This window comes from Nonomuraea sp. NPDC050404 (assembly GCF_040655495.1).
Lineage (GTDB): Bacteria > Actinomycetota > Actinomycetes > Streptosporangiales > Streptosporangiaceae > Nonomuraea.
Genome location: NZ_JBFAKB010000002.1, coordinates 365621 through 382537, shown reverse-complemented (window position 1 = coordinate 382537; position 16917 = coordinate 365621). Strand labels below are relative to the sequence as shown.

The 16917-nt window shown below is 71.7% G+C and carries 13 protein-coding genes; 7 read left to right on the top strand and 6 right to left on the bottom strand.

Annotated elements, in window-relative coordinates; translation table 11 throughout:
• Nucleotides 1–2: 2 nt before the first annotated feature.
• On the top strand, nucleotides 3–1007 hold the full coding sequence (locus AB0I81_RS06950; protein ID WP_360651239.1) for an enolase C-terminal domain-like protein: 1005 nt from the start codon (nucleotides 3–5) through the stop codon (nucleotides 1005–1007).
• On the opposite strand, the gene AB0I81_RS06945 is transcribed toward AB0I81_RS06950, so the two are convergent.
• A complete protein-coding gene (locus AB0I81_RS06945; protein ID WP_360651236.1) occupies nucleotides 993–1754 on the bottom strand; it encodes an ankyrin repeat domain-containing protein in 762 nt (253 codons plus the stop codon). The genes AB0I81_RS06950 and AB0I81_RS06945 overlap by 15 nt on opposite strands.
• Before the next feature lie 10 nt (nucleotides 1755–1764).
• The gene (locus AB0I81_RS06940) at nucleotides 1765–3219 is read right to left on the bottom strand and encodes an LCP family protein (RefSeq protein ID WP_360651233.1); all 1455 of its coding nucleotides are present in this window, start codon (nucleotides 3217–3219) and stop codon (nucleotides 1765–1767) included.
• 191 nt (nucleotides 3220–3410) lie between these two features.
• On the opposite strand from AB0I81_RS06940, the gene AB0I81_RS06935 reads away from it, so the two are divergent.
• Nucleotides 3411–4337, top strand: coding sequence for an enoyl-CoA hydratase-related protein (locus AB0I81_RS06935; protein WP_360651230.1), 927 nt, complete (start codon nucleotides 3411–3413; stop codon nucleotides 4335–4337).
• 1 nt (nucleotide 4338) lies between these two features.
• Complete coding sequence (locus tag AB0I81_RS06930) at nucleotides 4339–5259, top strand: alpha/beta hydrolase (RefSeq protein ID WP_360651227.1); 921 nt, start codon at nucleotides 4339–4341, stop codon at nucleotides 5257–5259.
• On the opposite strand, the gene AB0I81_RS06925 is transcribed toward AB0I81_RS06930, so the two are convergent.
• On the bottom strand, nucleotides 5239–6732 hold the full coding sequence (locus AB0I81_RS06925; protein ID WP_360651224.1) for a prolyl oligopeptidase family serine peptidase: 1494 nt from the start codon (nucleotides 6730–6732) through the stop codon (nucleotides 5239–5241). The two genes, AB0I81_RS06930 and AB0I81_RS06925, sit on opposite strands and share 21 nt — an antisense overlap.
• Nucleotides 6733–6839: 107 nt before the next feature.
• On the opposite strand from AB0I81_RS06925, the gene AB0I81_RS06920 reads away from it, so the two are divergent.
• The 3 genes from AB0I81_RS06920 to AB0I81_RS06910 all read left to right on the top strand — a co-directional run bounded on the left by AB0I81_RS06920 (nucleotide 6840) and on the right by AB0I81_RS06910 (nucleotide 12995).
• Nucleotides 6840–7949 carry an exonuclease SbcCD subunit D gene (locus tag AB0I81_RS06920; protein ID WP_360651221.1) on the top strand — a complete coding sequence of 370 codons (1110 nt, stop codon included), beginning with the start codon at nucleotides 6840–6842 and terminating at the stop codon, nucleotides 7947–7949.
• On the top strand, nucleotides 7950–12038 hold the full coding sequence (locus AB0I81_RS06915) for an AAA family ATPase (protein WP_360651218.1): 4089 nt from the start codon (nucleotides 7950–7952) through the stop codon (nucleotides 12036–12038).
• 66 nt (nucleotides 12039–12104) lie between these two features.
• Nucleotides 12105–12995: an NAD(P)-dependent oxidoreductase gene (locus AB0I81_RS06910; protein ID WP_360651214.1), complete on the top strand. Its 891-nt coding sequence runs from the start codon at nucleotides 12105–12107 to the stop codon at nucleotides 12993–12995.
• On the opposite strand, the gene AB0I81_RS06905 is transcribed toward AB0I81_RS06910, so the two are convergent.
• Nucleotides 12983–13624: a dihydrofolate reductase family protein gene (locus AB0I81_RS06905; RefSeq protein ID WP_360651211.1), complete on the bottom strand. Its 642-nt coding sequence runs from the start codon at nucleotides 13622–13624 to the stop codon at nucleotides 12983–12985. The genes AB0I81_RS06910 and AB0I81_RS06905 overlap by 13 nt on opposite strands.
• Nucleotides 13625–13650: 26 nt before the next feature.
• The gene (locus AB0I81_RS06900) at nucleotides 13651–14283 is read right to left on the bottom strand and encodes an HAD family hydrolase (protein WP_360651208.1); all 633 of its coding nucleotides are present in this window, start codon (nucleotides 14281–14283) and stop codon (nucleotides 13651–13653) included.
• 105 nt (nucleotides 14284–14388) lie between these two features.
• Here AB0I81_RS06900 and AB0I81_RS06895 point away from each other — a divergent pair, with 105 nt between their 5' ends.
• Nucleotides 14389–15675: an MFS transporter gene (locus AB0I81_RS06895; protein ID WP_360651205.1), complete on the top strand. Its 1287-nt coding sequence runs from the start codon at nucleotides 14389–14391 to the stop codon at nucleotides 15673–15675.
• 8 nt (nucleotides 15676–15683) lie between these two features.
• Here the strand turns inward: AB0I81_RS06895 and AB0I81_RS06890 are convergent, their stop codons facing one another.
• Entirely contained in the window at nucleotides 15684–16898 is a 1215-nt protein-coding gene (locus tag AB0I81_RS06890; protein ID WP_360651202.1) for a hypothetical protein, read from the bottom strand.
• Between the last annotated feature and the right edge of the window lie 19 nt (nucleotides 16899–16917).

Below are 16917 nucleotides of genomic sequence, written 5' to 3'. Positions count from 1 at the left end.
ACATGCCGCGCGTGCGGGAGCTAGAGGTGTTCCGGCTGGTCCTGCCCGCCGGCAGGAGGTCGGAGAGCCTGCTCGTCAAGCTCACCGACCACGGCGGCATGACCGGGTGGGGGGAGACCATCTCGCCACCGGTGAAGAGCTGGTCCCGCCTTGAGGAGTCGCTGGCGGCGCTGCTGATCGGGGCCGACTGGGAGCACCCCGACACGGTGGCCAGCGGCGACCCCGCGGTCGACATGGCCTGCTGGGACCTGTGGACCAGGATGCGCGGGGTGCCACTCGCCGAGGCGATCGGCGGCACCCGAACCTCGCTCATGGCGACCGTGCGGCTGGCTCCCGACCCGTCCGTCGAGAGCCTGGTGGCCCGGGTCAACCAGCAGGTCTGCGCCGGCTACGGGCACGTGACGCTGGACATCAGGCCAGGCTGGGACGTTGAGCCCGTACGCGCGGTGCGGCGGGCCTACCCGGCCCTGACCCTGGCCGTCGACTGCGACAACGCCTACACCGACCTCGGCCAGCTCGTCGCGCTCGACTCCTACGGCCTGGAGGTCATCGAGCGCCCCTTCGCCACCGCCGACGTCACCGCGCACGCCTCGCTCCAGGACCAGGTGACGGCCTCGGTCGCGGTCGAGGCCGGCTCGTCCGCCGAACTGGACGACTACCTGACGCTGCGGGCGGCGCGCGTGCTGCTGCTGCGTCCCGCCGCGTTCCCGTCGCTGTCGGAGGCCAGGCGCGCGCACGACCGGGCCGCGGCGGCGGGCTGGGACATCCAGTGCACGGGTGGCCAGGGCGCGGGGCTGGCCAGGGCGGCCACGGTCGCGGTGGCCAGCCTGCCGGGGTGCACGCTGCCCTGCGACGTCACCCAGCCGCCCCGGCAGAACCAGATCGTCTCGCCGATCGTGGGCGCGAACGCCGGGGTCATCGCGGTGCCGTTGACCCAGCCCGGGCTCGGGCACGACATCGACGAGGTGCGGTTGCGGCGGCTGGCCAAGGAGTCATTCCGTTCGTGAGCCCTCCAGCAGGCGCACGATCTCCGCGTGGCCGGTGCTCAGGAAGGTCTCCGAGCGGAGCTCGCCCGTGCTCTCGCGCACCTCGGCCACGACCCGCACGTCGCCGCCTTCGGTCTCCTCGCGCCGCACGCTGATCCGGGCCCCCTCGGGCGCGTACTCCCTTGCCCGCGCGCGTACCTCGGCCTCGATGTCGCGATCGGCGTAATGCCGGGCGCGGTCGATGGGCCGGAGGTCCTGGTGGTCGGTCGGCGCCGGGTGTGCGCCGGCGTCGAGCAGCGCCCGCACCATCGCCGTCGCGCCGCGTTCGGCGGCGTGGAAGAGCGGGGTGCGGCCGGTGGAGTCGCAACGGTCGGGGTCGGCGCCGCGGTCGAGCAGCGTACGCACCACGGCGAGGCGCTCGTTCGAGACCGCCCACACCAGCGCCGTCATGGCGGTGAGCGCCGCGTCCTCCCGCCGGTCGGGGTCGGCGCCCGCGTCGAGCAGCGCGCTCACCACGTCGTGGTGGCCCCAGCACGCGGCCGCGCACAACGGCAGCCCTTCGCTGTCGCCGCCGCTCTCCCGGTCGGGATCGGCGCCGGCGGCCAGCAACATCCGCACGATGGCGGCGTTGCCACGCACGGAGGCCCGGTAGAGCGCCGTGTCGCCGTACTCGCCGGGCTCGTCCGGTGGCGTGCCACCGTCCAGGAGTCGCCTGACGTCCGATTCTTCACCGAATGCCGCCGCCGACACCAGGTCTTCCGTGCTCATGTGCTCCCGTTCAGCCCTTCGCGGAAGAGGTCCCGCACCCCTCCGTGAGGCCCTTCGTCGGATCGTCACTGCCCTGCTTCTTCGCCGGAGTCTTCTTCGGCGAAGGCGACAGTGTGGAGGAGGGGGAGGTGGTGGGCGGGGCGGAGGCGGCGACGGGCGCCTTGGTACGTGCCGAGTCCCGCACCGCCTTGGCCGCGACGTCGCGGATCTTCTCCCAGTCGGGGTAGCCGGTGTTGATCAGCGGCGGTACGAACTGCACGCTCGCCACCTCGGCGTTCTTGACCTTCAGCGCCAGCGGCACCAGGTGCTGGAGCATCGGACGCGGGATGTCGGTCCTGATCAGCTCCTTGGTGGCCAGCGCGACCTGGTTGAACCTGGTGAGCACCGTCGCCGGGTCCGCCTGTTCGAGCAGCGCGCCGAGCACGCATCGCTGGCGGCCCATCCGGGTGTAGTCGTCGCTGTTGGTGCGCGAGCGGGCGTACCACATGGCGTCGGCGCCCTTGAGCTTGCGCGTGCCGGCCTTGACCAGGCCCTCGTTGTACTTGCCGAACACGACGTCCTGCTCGACGCTGATGGTGACGCCGCCGATGGCGTCGATGAGGCGGGCGAAGCCCCACATGTTGACCAGGGCGTACCAGTCGACCTTGAGGCCGAGGGTGTAGCCGATCGTGTCCATCAGGACCTTGGGGCCCTGGTGCTGCTTGCCGCCGAAGATCTCGGGGTGGGCGTCGGCGTACTCCCAGACGCTGTTGAGCAGGTCGCTGGAGCCGCCACCCGCGTCCTTGGGCAGGTCGAAGCCGGCCGGGAAACGGCGGGCCATCGGGGTGCCGGGGCGGAAGCGCACGTCCTCGAGGTTGCGGGGGAGGCTGAACAGGACGGTGTTGCCGGTCTTCACATCGACGCTGGCCAGGTTCATGCTGTCGGTACGCACGCCGGTCCTGTTGTCGTCGGCGTCGCCGCCGAGCAGCAGGATGTTGACCCGGTCGCGGCCGGCCCAGGGGTCCTCCGGCTTGGGTTCGGGGGCCGGGGTGCCCCCTTCGTTCTCGGGTGCCTGGAAGATGCCGTCGAGCGCCTGCCGCGAGGTCTGGGCGGTCTGTGCCGCCCACCCGAACGGCACCACGACGGCGACGGCCAGCAGTCCCGCGACCGTGCCGGTGAGGATCTGCCCGGCCTGTGCCAGCCGTCCCGGCCGCAGCACCACGAACGAGTGCACGATCAGCGTGAACCAGGCCAGTCCCAGGACGATCGTGCCGACCATGATGGCGGTGAGCGTGGAGTCCTGGGTCGCCGTGCCGGCCAGGGTGCCGAGGTCGTTCATGAGGATGAAGGCGAGCAGGGCCAGCAGCAGGGCGGCGTAGCAGGAGATCAGGGTGAGGCCGGTCTTGCGCCAACCGGCGCGCAGATGGGCGGACCCGGGTGCGAGTGCCGCGAGCACCAGCCACCCGAGGACCGCTCCGGCGCTCACTGAGTTCTTAGCCTGCCGCACGCCTTCCCCGTTTCCCCGCGCAAATCCACCATAGGCGCAAAGTCCGCAACCTGTGGTGAACCGCGGGAAACGCGGTCGCCTCAGGCGTCCATAGACGCGGCAGCCTACGCACTAGATCGAAATATGTCTTTATCGGAGGGTGAACATCTGTAACCGAATAAGATTCGGGCATGGGCTTCTCAGAGATCGAGTACCGGGTGATCGATCGCGTCGCCACCGTCACATTGAAGCGTCCCGAGCGGCTGAACGCCTTCACCTTTGCGATGCGTGGAGAGTTGATCGAGGCGTTCGACCTCGCCGACGCCGATGACGACGTGCGCGCGGTGGTGGTGACGGGCGCGGGCCGGGCCTTCTGCGCCGGGGCCGACCTCGGCGGCGGAGGGGGCACCTTCGGCCCCCGTGCGGCGGAGGAGACGGTGGACGGCGCGCCGCGCGACGGCGGCGGAGGAGACAGCTTCGGCCCCCGTCCGGCGGAGGAGACCGTGGACGGCGCGCCGCGCGACGGCGGTGGCACGGTCGCGCTGCGGATCGCCCGCTCGCTCAAACCCGTCATCGCCGCCATCAACGGCCCGGCCGTGGGCGTCGGCCTCACGATGACGCTGCCGATGGACGTCAGGCTTGCCTCCGACACGGCCAAGTTCGGGTTCGTGTTCGCCAGGCGCGGCATCGTCACCGAGGCCGCGTCGAGCTGGTTCCTGCCCAGGATCGTCGGCATCGCCCGGGCCATGGAGTGGGCGGCGACCGGCCGGGTCTTCCCCGCCGCGGAGGCGCTCGAAGGGCGGCTGGTCTCGCGCGTGTACCCGGCGGAGGAACTGCTGCCGGCGGCGTACGAGCTGGCGCGGGAGATCGCCGACAACACCTCCGCCATCTCCGTGGCCGCCGTCCGCAGGCTGATGTGGTCGGGCCTGTCGGCCGCCTCGCCCTGGGAGGCGCACGCGGCCGACTCGCGTCTCATGGCCGAGCTGGGCGGATCCGCGGACGCGATCGAGGGCGTCACGGCGTTCCTGGAGAAGCGGCAGGCCGAATTCCCGATGAAGGTCAGTGAGGATCTGCCGCCCGGTGTGCCGTCCTGGCCGGACGATCCCTATCGTGTCTAACATGTACGAGCTCACCGTGCTGCCCCTGCCCGACGACTTCGAGGGCGAGGTCGTGGCGACCCTGGTGACCAGGAGGGCCGAGGCCGCCTCCCGCAGGGCCGTGCTGTACCTGCACGGGTTCACCGACTACTTCTTCCAGGACCACCTGGCCGAGCACTACATCCAGCGCGGCATCGACTTCTACGCGCTCGACCTGCGCAAGTACGGCCGCTCGCTGCTGCCGCACCAGACCAGGGGCCTGATCAGGAGCGTCACCGACTACTTCCCGGAGATCGACGAGGCCGTACGGATCATCCGCGAGGACCACGACGAGCTGACCATCAACGCCCACTCCACCGGCGGCCTGATCGCGCCCCTGTGGGCCGACCGGGTTCGCGGCCGGGGCCTGGTGCAGGGGCTCGTGCTCAACAGCCCGTTCTTCGACCTCAACGTGCCCACCCCGCTGCGGCTGGCGGCCGACCTGCTCAGGACGCCGATGTCGTACACGAGCAGGGCGCTGCCGCTGGGCGCCAGCACCGTCTACGGGCAGACGCTGCACAGCAGCGAGGGCGGCGAGTGGGACTACGACCTGGAGCTCAAGCCGCTGACCGGCTTCTCGGTGCACGCCATGTGGCTGGCGGCGATCAGGCGGGCGCAGCGGCGGCTGCACGCGGGCCTGGCGGTGGACGTGCCGGTCCTCGTGCTCGCCTCCACCACCGGGCTGCGGGTACGCGACTTCGTGCCGGAGGCGCGCTCGGCCGACATCGTGCTCGACCCGCGGCACATCGCCCGCTGGTCCACCATGCTCGGCCCGCACGTGACGTGCGTGCGCATCCCCGACGGGCTGCACGACCTGGTGTTGTCGGCCGAGCCTGCCCGCAAGCAGGTCTTCGCCGAGCTGGACCGCTGGATGAAGGCGTATCTACCAGGGGAAGGAATATAGGCCGTAGTAGGCGGCGGCGACGAGCAGCAGGCCGGTGCCGCCGAGCACGCCGCCGACCGTCACGTGTTGCCACCGGCTCGGCTGCAGGCCCTCGCGCAGCGCCGACACGAACGCCGCCACCGCCGTGACCTCCTGGATCAGCATCAGCACGGCCAGCACGCGGATGACCAGCCAGCCGGCCAGCACGGCGGGCCAGGCGCCCGCCTGGTTGATCGAGAACAGCACCAGCAGCGTGATGAACGCCAGCACCGAGACCAGCAGGCCGAGCCCGGTCCAGGCCATCCTGCTGAGCCTGCGCCTGATCGGCGGCCACAACCTGGCGTTGGTCTCGACGGAGGTCTGCTTGCGGTGGCGCAGCCGTACGACCATGGCGGCGACCGGGCCGGCCACGTAGCCGACGGCGGCCAGGCAGATCGTCAGCCCGAGCATCGTGCCGCCGGCGTACCAGGGGGCGGCCGGCACGTCGCTGGCCTCGAACCGCTGGACGGGGGTGGCGCCGGCCATGTGCACGGTGGGTTCGGCGGTGCCGGGCAGGCCGAGTATCCAGTTGCCGAGAGTGTTGAGATAGCCCTCGGTGAAGGGGCCGCCGTGGATCCGCATGGCGTGATCGCCCTTGTCCATGAAGCGGATCGTGTAGTTGTCGTTGCCCGCCCTGTCCATCGCGGTGAGCAGCGCCTTGGTGGACTCGACGAAGGGGATCGAGGGGTCGGTGGTGCCGTAGAACGCCAGCACCGGCTGCTTGACCTGGCTTAACGCGGGCATCGCGTCGTAGCGCAGGAAGTTGAACCCGATCCCGCCCATCGCCCTGGTCAGCAGGTCGCGGGAGCCGGCGGGGGCGTGCAGCCGCAGGAGCTGCTCGTTCAGCGCCCAGGCGACCTGGCGCAGCGGGGAGACGTTCGGCGAGGACACCAGCACCATGAAGCCGACCGCCGAGCTCTTGGCCGCCGCGATCGGCGCCACCCAGCCGCCCTCCGAGACGGCCCAGATGCCGACGCGGGCCGGGTCCACCTCGGGCAGCGTACGCAGGTAATCCACCATCCGCAGCGCGTCGTCCGCCAGCAGCCCGAAGTCGCGGTCGCGGAAGTTGTAGCCGATCGTGCGCTTGTCGAACGCGATCGTCGCCACGCCCGCCTTGGCCAGGAACTCCGCCTGCGGCGTGAACTCCGTGCGCGAGCCGTTGCCCGAGCCCGACACGAACACCATCGCCGGATGCCGGCCGGGGGTGAGCGGCATCCGCAGCGTGCCGTGCAGCCGCTGGGCCTCCGCCGGGACCGAGATCTCCTCCCGGCGGATCGGATCGACCGCCACCACGGGCTTCAGCTCACCGGCCGGCTGCGCCGGGATGGCCTGGAACGCCGGATCGGCCTTGAGTGGTGGCGGGTCGAACGCGGGTGGCAACACGTATCCGACCGTCGCGAGCGCCACCAGCACCAGGCCGGCGGCGACGCTTAAAGTGCCACGGCCAGTGCGCATCGGCCTCCCCATGTGCGTTGATTTGCCCGCCGATCTTTAAGCCTACTCCCGGCGGGTGAGACAGGTGGGGCCACATTTGTCGGTGGGAGCTGTTAGCTTCCTGCGACATGCGGATCCTGCACACCTCCGACTGGCACCTCGGGCGTTCCTTCCATCGGGAGAGCCTGCTCGCAGGTCAGGCGGCGTTCGTCGATCACCTGGTGGAGACCGTGCGGGCCGAGCGGGTCGACGTGGTGGCCGTCGCGGGCGACGTCTACGACCGCGCGCTGCCCCCGGTGGACGCGGTGGCCCTGCTCGACGAGGCGCTCGGGCGGCTGCGCGCGGCCGGGGCGCGGGTGGTGCTGATCAGCGGCAACCACGACTCGGCGCTGCGGCTGCGGTTCGGCTCCGCGCTGTTCGAGGCGGCGGGGGTGCACGTACGCACCGCGCCCGAGCAGTCCTGGGAGCCGGTGCTGGTGGACGACGTGGCCTTCTACGGCATCCCCTATCTGGAGCCCGAGCTGGTACGCGCCCCGTGGGAGTTGCCCGACCGCAGCCACACCGCCGCGATCTCGCACGCGATGACCCGCATCAGGGCCGACGCCGGGCGGCACCGCGCCTCGGTGGTGTTGTCGCACTGCTTCGTGACCGGCGGCGAGGCCAGCGACAGCGAGCGCGACATCAGCGTGGGCGGGGTGGCGCACGTGCCGCTGCGGGTGTTCGACGGGGTGGACTACGTGGCGCTGGGCCATCTGCACGGGCGGCAGCGCATGTCCGAGACCGTGCGTTACTCGGGCTCGCCGCTGGCCTACTCCTTCTCCGAGGTGGGGCACGTCAAGGGGTCGTGGCTGGTGACGCTGGGTCAGGAGACGGAGTTCGTACGGGCTCCGGTGCCGCGCCCGGTGGGCCGGTTGCGCGGAGACCTGGAGGACCTGCTGACGCTTCCGCAGTACGCCGACCACGAGGACCACTGGCTGCAGGTGATCCTGACCGACGCGGTGCGCCCGAAGTCCGCCATGGAACGGCTGCGCGCCCGCTTCCCGCACACCCTCGCCCTCTCCTTCGACCCGGTCGGTGCCACCCCCGCCACCGCCCCCGTACGGGTGAACGGGCGCCCCGAGTCGGAGGTCGCGCTCGACTTCGTCAGGGAGGTGCGCGGCGAGCCTGCCGCACCTGAGGAGGAAGACCTGCTAAGACAGGCCATCGAGGCGTCGAGGGTGAAGGAGACGATGGCGTAGATGCGGCCGCACAGGCTTACGCTCACGGCGTTCGGGTCGTTTCCCGGCACCGAGACGGTCGACTTCGACACCCTGTCGCAGGCCGGCCTCTTCCTCGTGCACGGCCCGACCGGGGCGGGCAAGACCACGATCCTCGACGCGTTGTGCTTCGCCCTCTACGGTCAGGTGCCCGGGCAGCGCAACAGCGCCCGCAGCCTGCGCTGCGACCACGCCGCGCCCACCATCGGGCCGTCGGTCACGCTGGAGGTGTCGATCCGCGGGCGGTTACTGCGTATCCAGCGCTCCCCTGCCTGGCAGCGGCCCAAGCTGCGGGGGACCGGCGTCACGGAGGAGAAGTCCAAGGTCGTCCTGTCGGAGTGGCGGGAGTCCGACTGGCATGGCCTGACGACCCGCCTCGACGAGGCCGGTGATCTGGTGGGCGGGCTGCTCGGCATGAACGCCGATCAGTTCTGCCAGGTGGCGATGTTGCCGCAGGGGGACTTCGCGCGGTTCCTGCGTGCGGACGGGGACGAGCGGTCGAAGCTGCTGGAGCGGCTCTTCACCGTCAAGATCTTCACTACGGCTGAGTCGTGGCTGGCTGAGAACCGCAAGAGTGCTTGGCGGGAGGCGCAGGAGCTGCGGCGGCAGGTGGACTTCGCGCTCAAGCGGGTGGAGGAGGTGGCGGGCGACGACCTACCCACCGCCCTCACCACCTCACCGGCCCCGCCCACCACCTCACCGGCCCCGCACATCGCCCCACCGGCCTCGCACACCACCTCACCGGCCCCGCACACCGCCCCACCGCCCTCGCACACCGCCTCACCCGACCAGAACACCGACGCGGGGGACACTGATGCGGGGGGCCCGGGTGCGGGTGCGGCGTCGCCGACGCTGTTCGACCTGCCTGGTGCCGACGTGCCCAGTGCCGACGTGCCCAGTGCCGACTTGCCGGGTGCCTCCGACGGGCCTTCGGGTGCCTCCGACAGCCCTGGTGACGGTGGCGAGGTGCCCACGGCCGAGACCGACCCGCTGGGATGGGCGGGGGCGCTGCTGGAGGCCGCGCGGGCCGTCGTGAAGCGGACGGATGACGAGCACGTCGGGGCCGGTCACGCGTTGCGGGAGGCGCGGGTGCGCTTCGAGCGGGCCGCGGCACTGGCCGACCGCCAGCGCCGCCATGCCGAGGCACTCACCCTGCGCCGCACCCTCGACGAGCGCGCCGACGAACGCGCCGACCTGCAGGCCATCCTCGACGATGCCGCCAGGGCGGACCGCGTGGTCCCGCTCATCAGGGCCGCCAGACAGCGCGCGGAGATCGCCACCAAGGCCCGCACGATGGCCGCCGACGCCCTGGCCCGCGCCCGCCCACTCCTGACCACCACCTCCACGACCACCCCACCACCCACCATTCCCACGACCACCCCACCACCCTCCAGCTCCACGGCCACCCCGTCACCCTCCAGCTCCACGGCCACCCCGTCACCCTCCAGCTCCACGGCCGCCCCCTCAACCGGCAGCTTCACGGCCGTCACCCCCACGGCCGCCGAGTTGGCCGCACTGGAGCGGCGGCGGCAGGACGAGATCGCCCGGTTGTCGGAGCTGCTCACCGAGGAGGCCAGGCTGTCGGTGGTGCGCCGGGACCTGCTGCGGGTCGAGGCGGAACTGGCCGAGCTCGTACGCGCCGACGAGGCCCTGACCGAACGCCTGGCCGTACTGCCAGGGTTGCTCGAACGCGCGGAGGCCAGGCTCGCGGAGGCCCGGGTGGACGCCGCCAGGATCCCGGCGGCACGTGCCGTACGAGATGCCGCCGCGCACCTGATCGAGATCGACGGCGAGCTGGCCGGGCTGGCGGTGGAGCTCGACACGCTGGCCCAGCGGGAGGCCGAGCTGTCGGCCGCCGAGGCCGAACTGCCCGCCCGCCTGGCCGACGCGAACGCCGCGCTGGCCGAGACCCGGACACAGGCGGCGGCCATCCCCGCCGCGACCGCCGCCCTCGACGCCGCCAGGACCGCCCTGGAGGCCGCACACCGGCGTGAGGCGCTGGCCGCGGAGCTGGAGGCCGCCGTCGCCGCGCACCAGGTGCTCGTCGATCAGGCCCAGGCCGTCCGGGAACGCTGGCTGGACCTGCGGCAGGCCCGCATCGACGGCATGGCGGCGGAGCTGGCGAACGATCTGGCCGACGGGCAGCCGTGCGCGGTCTGCGGCTCGGAACACCACCCCGACCCGGCATCTCCGGCCCCGAGCGCCCCTTCCGCCGACGACGAGCACCAGGCCGAGAACGCCCACGAAGCCGCCCTGGCCGAGCGCGAGACCGCCGAGCGCACCCTCGCCTCGCTGGAGTCCCGGCACGCCGACGCGGTCGAGGCCACCGGAGGGCTGGACGTGGCGACGGCCGGCGATCGGGTGGAGCTGGCCGAGCAGGAGGTGGCCGGCCTTCAGACGGTGGCCGACCGCGAGTCCGCCCTGGCCGCCACGCTGGAACGCGTCGAGACCGAGCGCGAACGGGTCAGGGACCAGGCAAGGGAACTCGCCGAAACCCTCGCGGGCCACCGCGCCCAGCGCAGACACCTTGAGTCCGAACGCACTCGCGTACGCGACCAACTCGCCAACACCTTCCCGGGCGCCAACCACGAACCTCGGCCCGTCCCCTCGTCCAGCGACCCCGCTGCGGCGGGCAGCTTGTTCGACGGTCCTGGGCCCGACGTCTCGTCCGGCGGTCCTGCTGCGGGCGGCCTCCTCAGCGGCCCTGAGCCAAACGCCTCGGCCAGTGTCCGTCAGTGGGATGACTCGTCCGAGGGCCGTGAGTGGGATGACTTGTCCGAGGGTCGTGAGCCGGAGGCGAGTCCTGAAGAGCACGCCGAGATGCTGGCCACGGCCGAGCGGGAGTTGCGCAGGCTGGAGGCGTCGGCCGCGCGGGAGGCGGGGCTGGCCGAGGAGGCGGGGCGGCTCGGCCGGGAGCGGCAGGAGTTGGAAGAGCGCGGCCGAAGGGTGACGGCGCGGCTGGCGGCGGGACGTACGCGGCAGGAGGAGCTGAGCGGGGACGCCGGACGGCTCGGTGCGCGGCTGGACGCGGCGCGCGGCGGCGACGCCACCCTGACCGACCGCCTGTCCAGGCTCAGCGACGAGGCCGAACTGCTGCGCGAGGCGCTGGAGGCAGCCCAGGCGGAGGTGACGGCCGGCGAGGAGCGGGCCAGGGCGAAGGCGGCGGCGGAGGAAGCGGCGGCCGAGGCGGGGTTCGCGGATGTGAGAGAGGCGGAGGCCGCGTACCGGAGTCCGGCGGAGCGGGAGGCCAAGGCGGAGCTGCTGCGCAGGCTGGACGACGAGCATGCCGCCGTCAGCGGCGTGCTGGCCGACCCCGAGCTGGTGGCGGCCGCGGCCGAGCCCCCGCCCGGCCTGGCGGCGATCGAGGCCGAACGGGACGAGCTGGAAGCGGCGTACACGAGGCTGTCGAGCGCCCGCGACCGGGCGGCGGCCAGGGCGCGGCGGCTGGAGGAGTTGCACGGCGAGTTGTCCGCGCGCATCGAGCACTGGCGTCCCGCGGCCGACCGGCACCGGCTGGCCGAGCGGATGGCGGCGCTGGCCAGCGGCACCTCCAGCGACAACCAGTGGAGCATGAGCCTGTCGTCGTTCGTGCTGGGCGAGCGGCTGCGCCAGGTGGTGGCCGCCGCGAACGAACGGCTCGACCACATGTCGGGCGGGCGTTACCTGCTCCGTCACGACCTGCGGAAGACGGCGGGCTCGCGCGGGCGCGCGGGCGGCGGGCTGGGCCTGCGGGTGGCCGACGGGTGGACCGGCGTCGACCGCGACCCCGCCACGCTGTCGGGCGGCGAGAGCTTCATCACCTCCCTGGCGCTGGCGCTCGGGCTGGCCGACGTGGTGACACAGGAGGCAGGCGGTACGGAGCTCGGCACGCTGTTCGTGGACGAGGGGTTCGGCACGCTCGACGAGGACACCCTGGACGGCGTGCTGGACATCCTGGACGGGCTGCGGAACGGCGGCCGGGCCGTGGGCATCGTGAGCCACGTGGCCGAGCTGCGGTCGAGGATCACGGCGCAGCTCAGGGTCACCAAGACGCGCACTGGCTCCACGCTGGCCGCGACCGGCGTCGGCTGAGGCTCGTATTCCGGGAACAGACGTTCGCGTAGATTGCTCGCACCAGAACTTCCGTAAGGAGCGCTCATGCGCGTCGTTGTCACCGGAGCTCACGGCAAGGTGGGCAGGGCGGCCGTCAAGGCCCTGGCCGAGGCGGGTCACGAGGTGACCGCCACCGACCTCACCCGCCCGGTCTGGGAGCGGCCAGAACCCGGTACGCCCCGTTACGTGCAGGCCGACCTGACCGACGCAGGCCAGGCGTTCGCCGTGACGCACGGGGCCGAGGCCGTGGTGCACGCGGCGGCCATCCCCGACCCCAGCGCCAATCCGCCGCAGGTGGTGTTCCAGAACAACCTGATGGCCGCGTTCAACATGATCGAGGCCGCGGTGCGGTTCGGCGTCTCGCGGTTCGTGAACATCTCCAGCGAGACCGTGCCGGGCTTCTTCTTCCCCGAGCGGCCGTTCCTGCCGGACTACGCGCCGGTGGACGAGGAGCACGCGATCCGGCCGCAGGACCCGTACGCGCTGGCCAAGCACTTCGGCGAGCAGCTCATGGACGCCGCGGTGCGCCGCTCGGACATCAGGTGCATCTCGCTGCGCCCGAGCTGGGTGCAGCACGAGGGCAACTACGAGCGCAACCTCGGCCCGCAGGTCCGTGACAGCTCCGAGGTCGGGGCGGGGTTGCTGAGCTACATCGACGTGTACGACCTGGCCGACGCGATCGTGCTGGCCACCGAGTCCGCCCTGCCCGGTCATGAGGTGTTCTACATCGCCTCCCCGGACAACGCGGGCGGGCACGACTTCGCCGTCGCGCTGCGCCGGGCCCACGGTGATCGGATCGAGTTGCGGGCGCTGGCCCGTACCGACGCGTCGGGCATCTCGTGCGCCAAGGCCCACCGGCTGCTGGGCTGGGAACCGAAACGGTCGTGGCGCGACTACCTCGACGAGGACGGCCGGGCCCGCCGTCAGGAGGCGTGATCCGGCTGGTAGCGCAGCCAGACCAGACCGTCGGACAGGCTCTGCGCGGCGACGAGGGTGAGCGGGGCGGCGGCCGGGCGGTCGCCGTACCAGAAGCGGGTGGCCTGCTCACCGGCGAGGTACGGGTGCACGAGGAGGCTGATCTCGTCCACCAGCCCGGCCGCCAGCAGCGCCCCGATGAGCCGCCCGCCGCTGTCCACCCGTACGACGCCGATCCCTTCGTCGCGGACGAGGGTGCGCAGCGCGTCGGCGAGGTCCACCCGGTCGGGGCCGGCCACCAGCTCGCGCACCGGCCGGCCGGGCGGGCGCGCGGGAGTGTCGCGGCAGTGCAGGGCCACCACCTCCGACCAGTGACCGGCCTCGCGCAACTCCCGCCACTGGCTGACCCGGCCGCGCCCGTCCACGACGGCGAGCAGCGGCCCGTCGGCGGCCGGGCCGGGACGCTCCGCCTCGGCCAGGACCTGCGCCTGGGCGAGGATGGTGTCGGCCCCCGCCAGTGTCAGGTCTTCCTTCCAGGTCTGGGCGAGCTGGTAGAACCGGGCGACGTCCGGCCGGAATCCCGTGGTAGCTCCGTCGATGGACACGGCCACGTGCGCCACCACGTAAGGACGTTGCGTACCTGAAGGCATGGCTTCACGGTACTTAACATGCGGCCTCAGTCGAGAGAGGCGATCAGCCCGGGAAGTTCGGCGGGGTGGTGGAAGAGCGTCGCGCCCAGGCCCCTCAGGCGGGAGACGGGCGTGAGGCCGCCGGCGAAGGCCAGGCAGCGCATGCCGGCGCTCATCGCCGCCGTCACGCCGAACGGGCTGTCCTCCACCACCACGCACCGCGCCGGCTCGACGCCCATCGTGGCGGCGGCGTGCAGGAACAGGTCGGGCGCGGGCTTGCCCCGGGTCACGTCCTCGGCGCTGAACACCCGCCCGGCGAACCGTTCGGCCAGACCAGTCATCTCCAAGCTGTGGCGAATCGTGTGGTGGCGGCCGTTGGAGGCCACGCAGAAGGGCAGGCCGAGCCGGTCGATCGCCTCCTCGATGCCCGCGACCGTGCACAGCTCGGCCTTCATGGCGGCCGTGTAGTCGGTGCGGATCTGCTCGCGCCACCCCGGCGGGGTCTGGCCGATCTGCTCGTCCCAGTACTCGTTGCTGCAGCCGACGAACCGCTCGATGTACTCGGCCTCGTCGATCGTCCAGCCGAGTTGCCGTACGGCGGCCAGCCCCACGCGTACGGAAATGCGCTCGCTGTCCACGAGCACGCCGTCACAGTCGAAGATCACCAGGTCGATGGCCAAATCGTGTTCCTTTCAGGATGGATCATCAGGTGAAACGTAACATTACGCAGGTGGTAGCGTCTTTGTATCGCTTCACAAGACGCTAGTCCGCATAGTGAGACATCGATGACATCATCCCCCCAGACGGCGGCGCCCAGCCGATCGCGGATCGCCGCGGCCAGCCTCATCGGCACCGCGATCGAGTTTTACGACTTCTACATTTACGGCACCGCCGCGGCCCTGGTGCTCAACGCCGCGTTCTTCCCCGGCATGGACCCGGTGGCGGGCACGCTGGCGGCGTTCTCGACCTTCGCCGTGGCGTTCATCTCGCGCCCGCTCGGCTCGGCCGTGTTCGGACACTGGGGTGACCGGGTCGGCCGCAAGTCCATGCTGGTCGTGTCGCTGCTGGTGATGGGGCTCTCGACGGTGCTGATCGGGCTGCTGCCCGGCTACGCCGCGATCGGCGTGGCCGCGCCCGTGCTGCTGGTGCTGCTGCGCTTCACCCAGGGCATCGGGCTCGGCGGCGAGTGGGGCGGCGCGGCGCTGCTGGCCACCGAGCACGCGCCACAGGGCAAACGCGGCCTGTACGCGATGTTCCCGCAGCTCGGCCCGGCGGTCGGGTTCATCGTGGCCAACGGACTGTTCCTCATCCTCGGTGAGACGCTGACCGAGGAGCAGTTCGACAGCTGGGGATGGCGGCTGCCGTTCGTGGCCAGCCTGCTGCTGGTGGTCGTCGGCCTGTACGTGCGGCTGAAGATCTCCGAGACGCCCGTCTTCCGGGAGGCGATGGAGGAGCGCAGGATCGCCAAGGTGCCGCTGGCCGGGCTCATGCGCCACCAGTGGCGCAGGGTGCTGCTCGGCGCGGGCGCCATGACGATCGCCTACACGCTGTTCTACACCGCCACCACCTACTGCCTGTCCTACGGCACAGAAACCCTGGACATCCCGCGGACCACGATGCTCGGGCTGACCATGGTCGGGGTGCTGTTCATGGCGGCGGGCACGGTCGTCTCGGCCATGGTGTCCGACCGGCTGGGCCGCCGCCGCACGCTCATCACCGGCACGGCCGTCGCCATCGCGTGGGGGCTGGTGATGTTCCCGCTGATGGAGACCCGCTCGGTCGTCCTGGTCGGGCTGGCGCTGGCCGGGGCGCTCGGGCTGATGGGCCTGGTGTTCGGGCCGATGGGCGCGTACCTGCCCGAACTGTTCAAGACCGAGTACCGCTACACCGGCGCGTCCGTCGCCTACAGCCTCGGCGGCGTGCTCGGCGGCGCGGTGCCGCCGCTGGTGGCGACCGGCATGCAGGCCGGCGGGCTGGGCGTGATGGCGATCGGCGGGTACGTCTCCGCCATGGCGGTGCTGAGCCTGCTCTGCCTGCTCGCCCTGCCCGAGACCGGCGACCAGACCCTCTGACCCACCGCTCAGTAGCCGGGGAACATCAGCGACAACTCGCGCGGGTAGGCCGCGATCAGGCGCAACTCGTCGTCTGTGAGCGGCCTGCCCGTCATCGCGTTGCCGAGCTGGACCAGCCGGAACGACAACTCCTCGTCGGCCACCTCGGCGCCGAGTCCCTCCATGACGTGGCGGAAGCCGGCCTTGCCGCCGTACTCGCCGCTCAGCACCACCCGCCCCTGCCGGGCGTGCCAGTCCTCGGGGAACGGGCCCAGCGTCGCCTCGTCGTACAACTCGTAGTTGCCGTGATCCTTCAGCGCGCCGTCGGCGTGGATGCCCGACTCGTGCGCGAACGCGTTGCGCCCCACCCCGACCTGGTTGTACGGCAGCGGCTGCCCCAGCGCGTAACTCGCCCACAACGCGAACCTGCGCGCCCACTCCATGTTCAGCGCGTCCCCGATCTGCGCCCCTTCCAGCCCGAACCCGTGCCGGAAGGCCAGGATCGTGGAGAGCAGGTCGGCGTTGCCCGAACGCTCGCCGATGCCGTTCACGCAGGTGTTGATCCACGCGTCCTGACCGGCGTCGAGGTCGCCGAGCGCGCCCGACACCGAGTTGGCCACGGCCATGCCCAGGTCGTTGTGGCAGTGGGTCTCGACCGGCATCGCGGTGCCCGCCGCCAGCTTGGCGAAGCGCTCGCGGATCCGGTCGGGCGTGTCGCCGCCGATGGTGTCGCAGTAGCGTACGCGGTCGGCGCCCGCCTGCTTGGCCGCCAGCGCGAACTCCAGCAGGAACCCGTCATCGGTACGCGAGCCGTCCTCGGCGTTCACCCCCACGGTCAGCGCGCCCGCGTCCTTGGCCACCCGTACCGCGGCCGTCATCTCCCTGATGATCGCGTCCCTGTCCAGCCGGCCGCGGAACTTGTTCTGGATCATGTAGTCGGACGTCGAGATGGACAGGTTGTAGTGCTTCAGCCCGAGCGGCGCCGCCTTCTCCACGTCCTGCGGCACGCCCCGGCACCACCCGGACAGCCGCAACTCCCCGAACGCCCCCGCCTCCGCCAGCGCCACCTGCGCCCTCACGTAGGGGACCTCGTGGAACAGGAACGGGAAGCCGATCTCTGACTGCGCCACCCCGAGCTTGGCCAGATAGAAGTTGACCATGGTCTTGCCGAACTTCGACAGGCCGGTGCGCGCGGTCTGCACGCCGTCTCGGTTGGTGACGTCGAGGAAGTGAACTTTTGGCATGTCCTCACGTTGACACGCC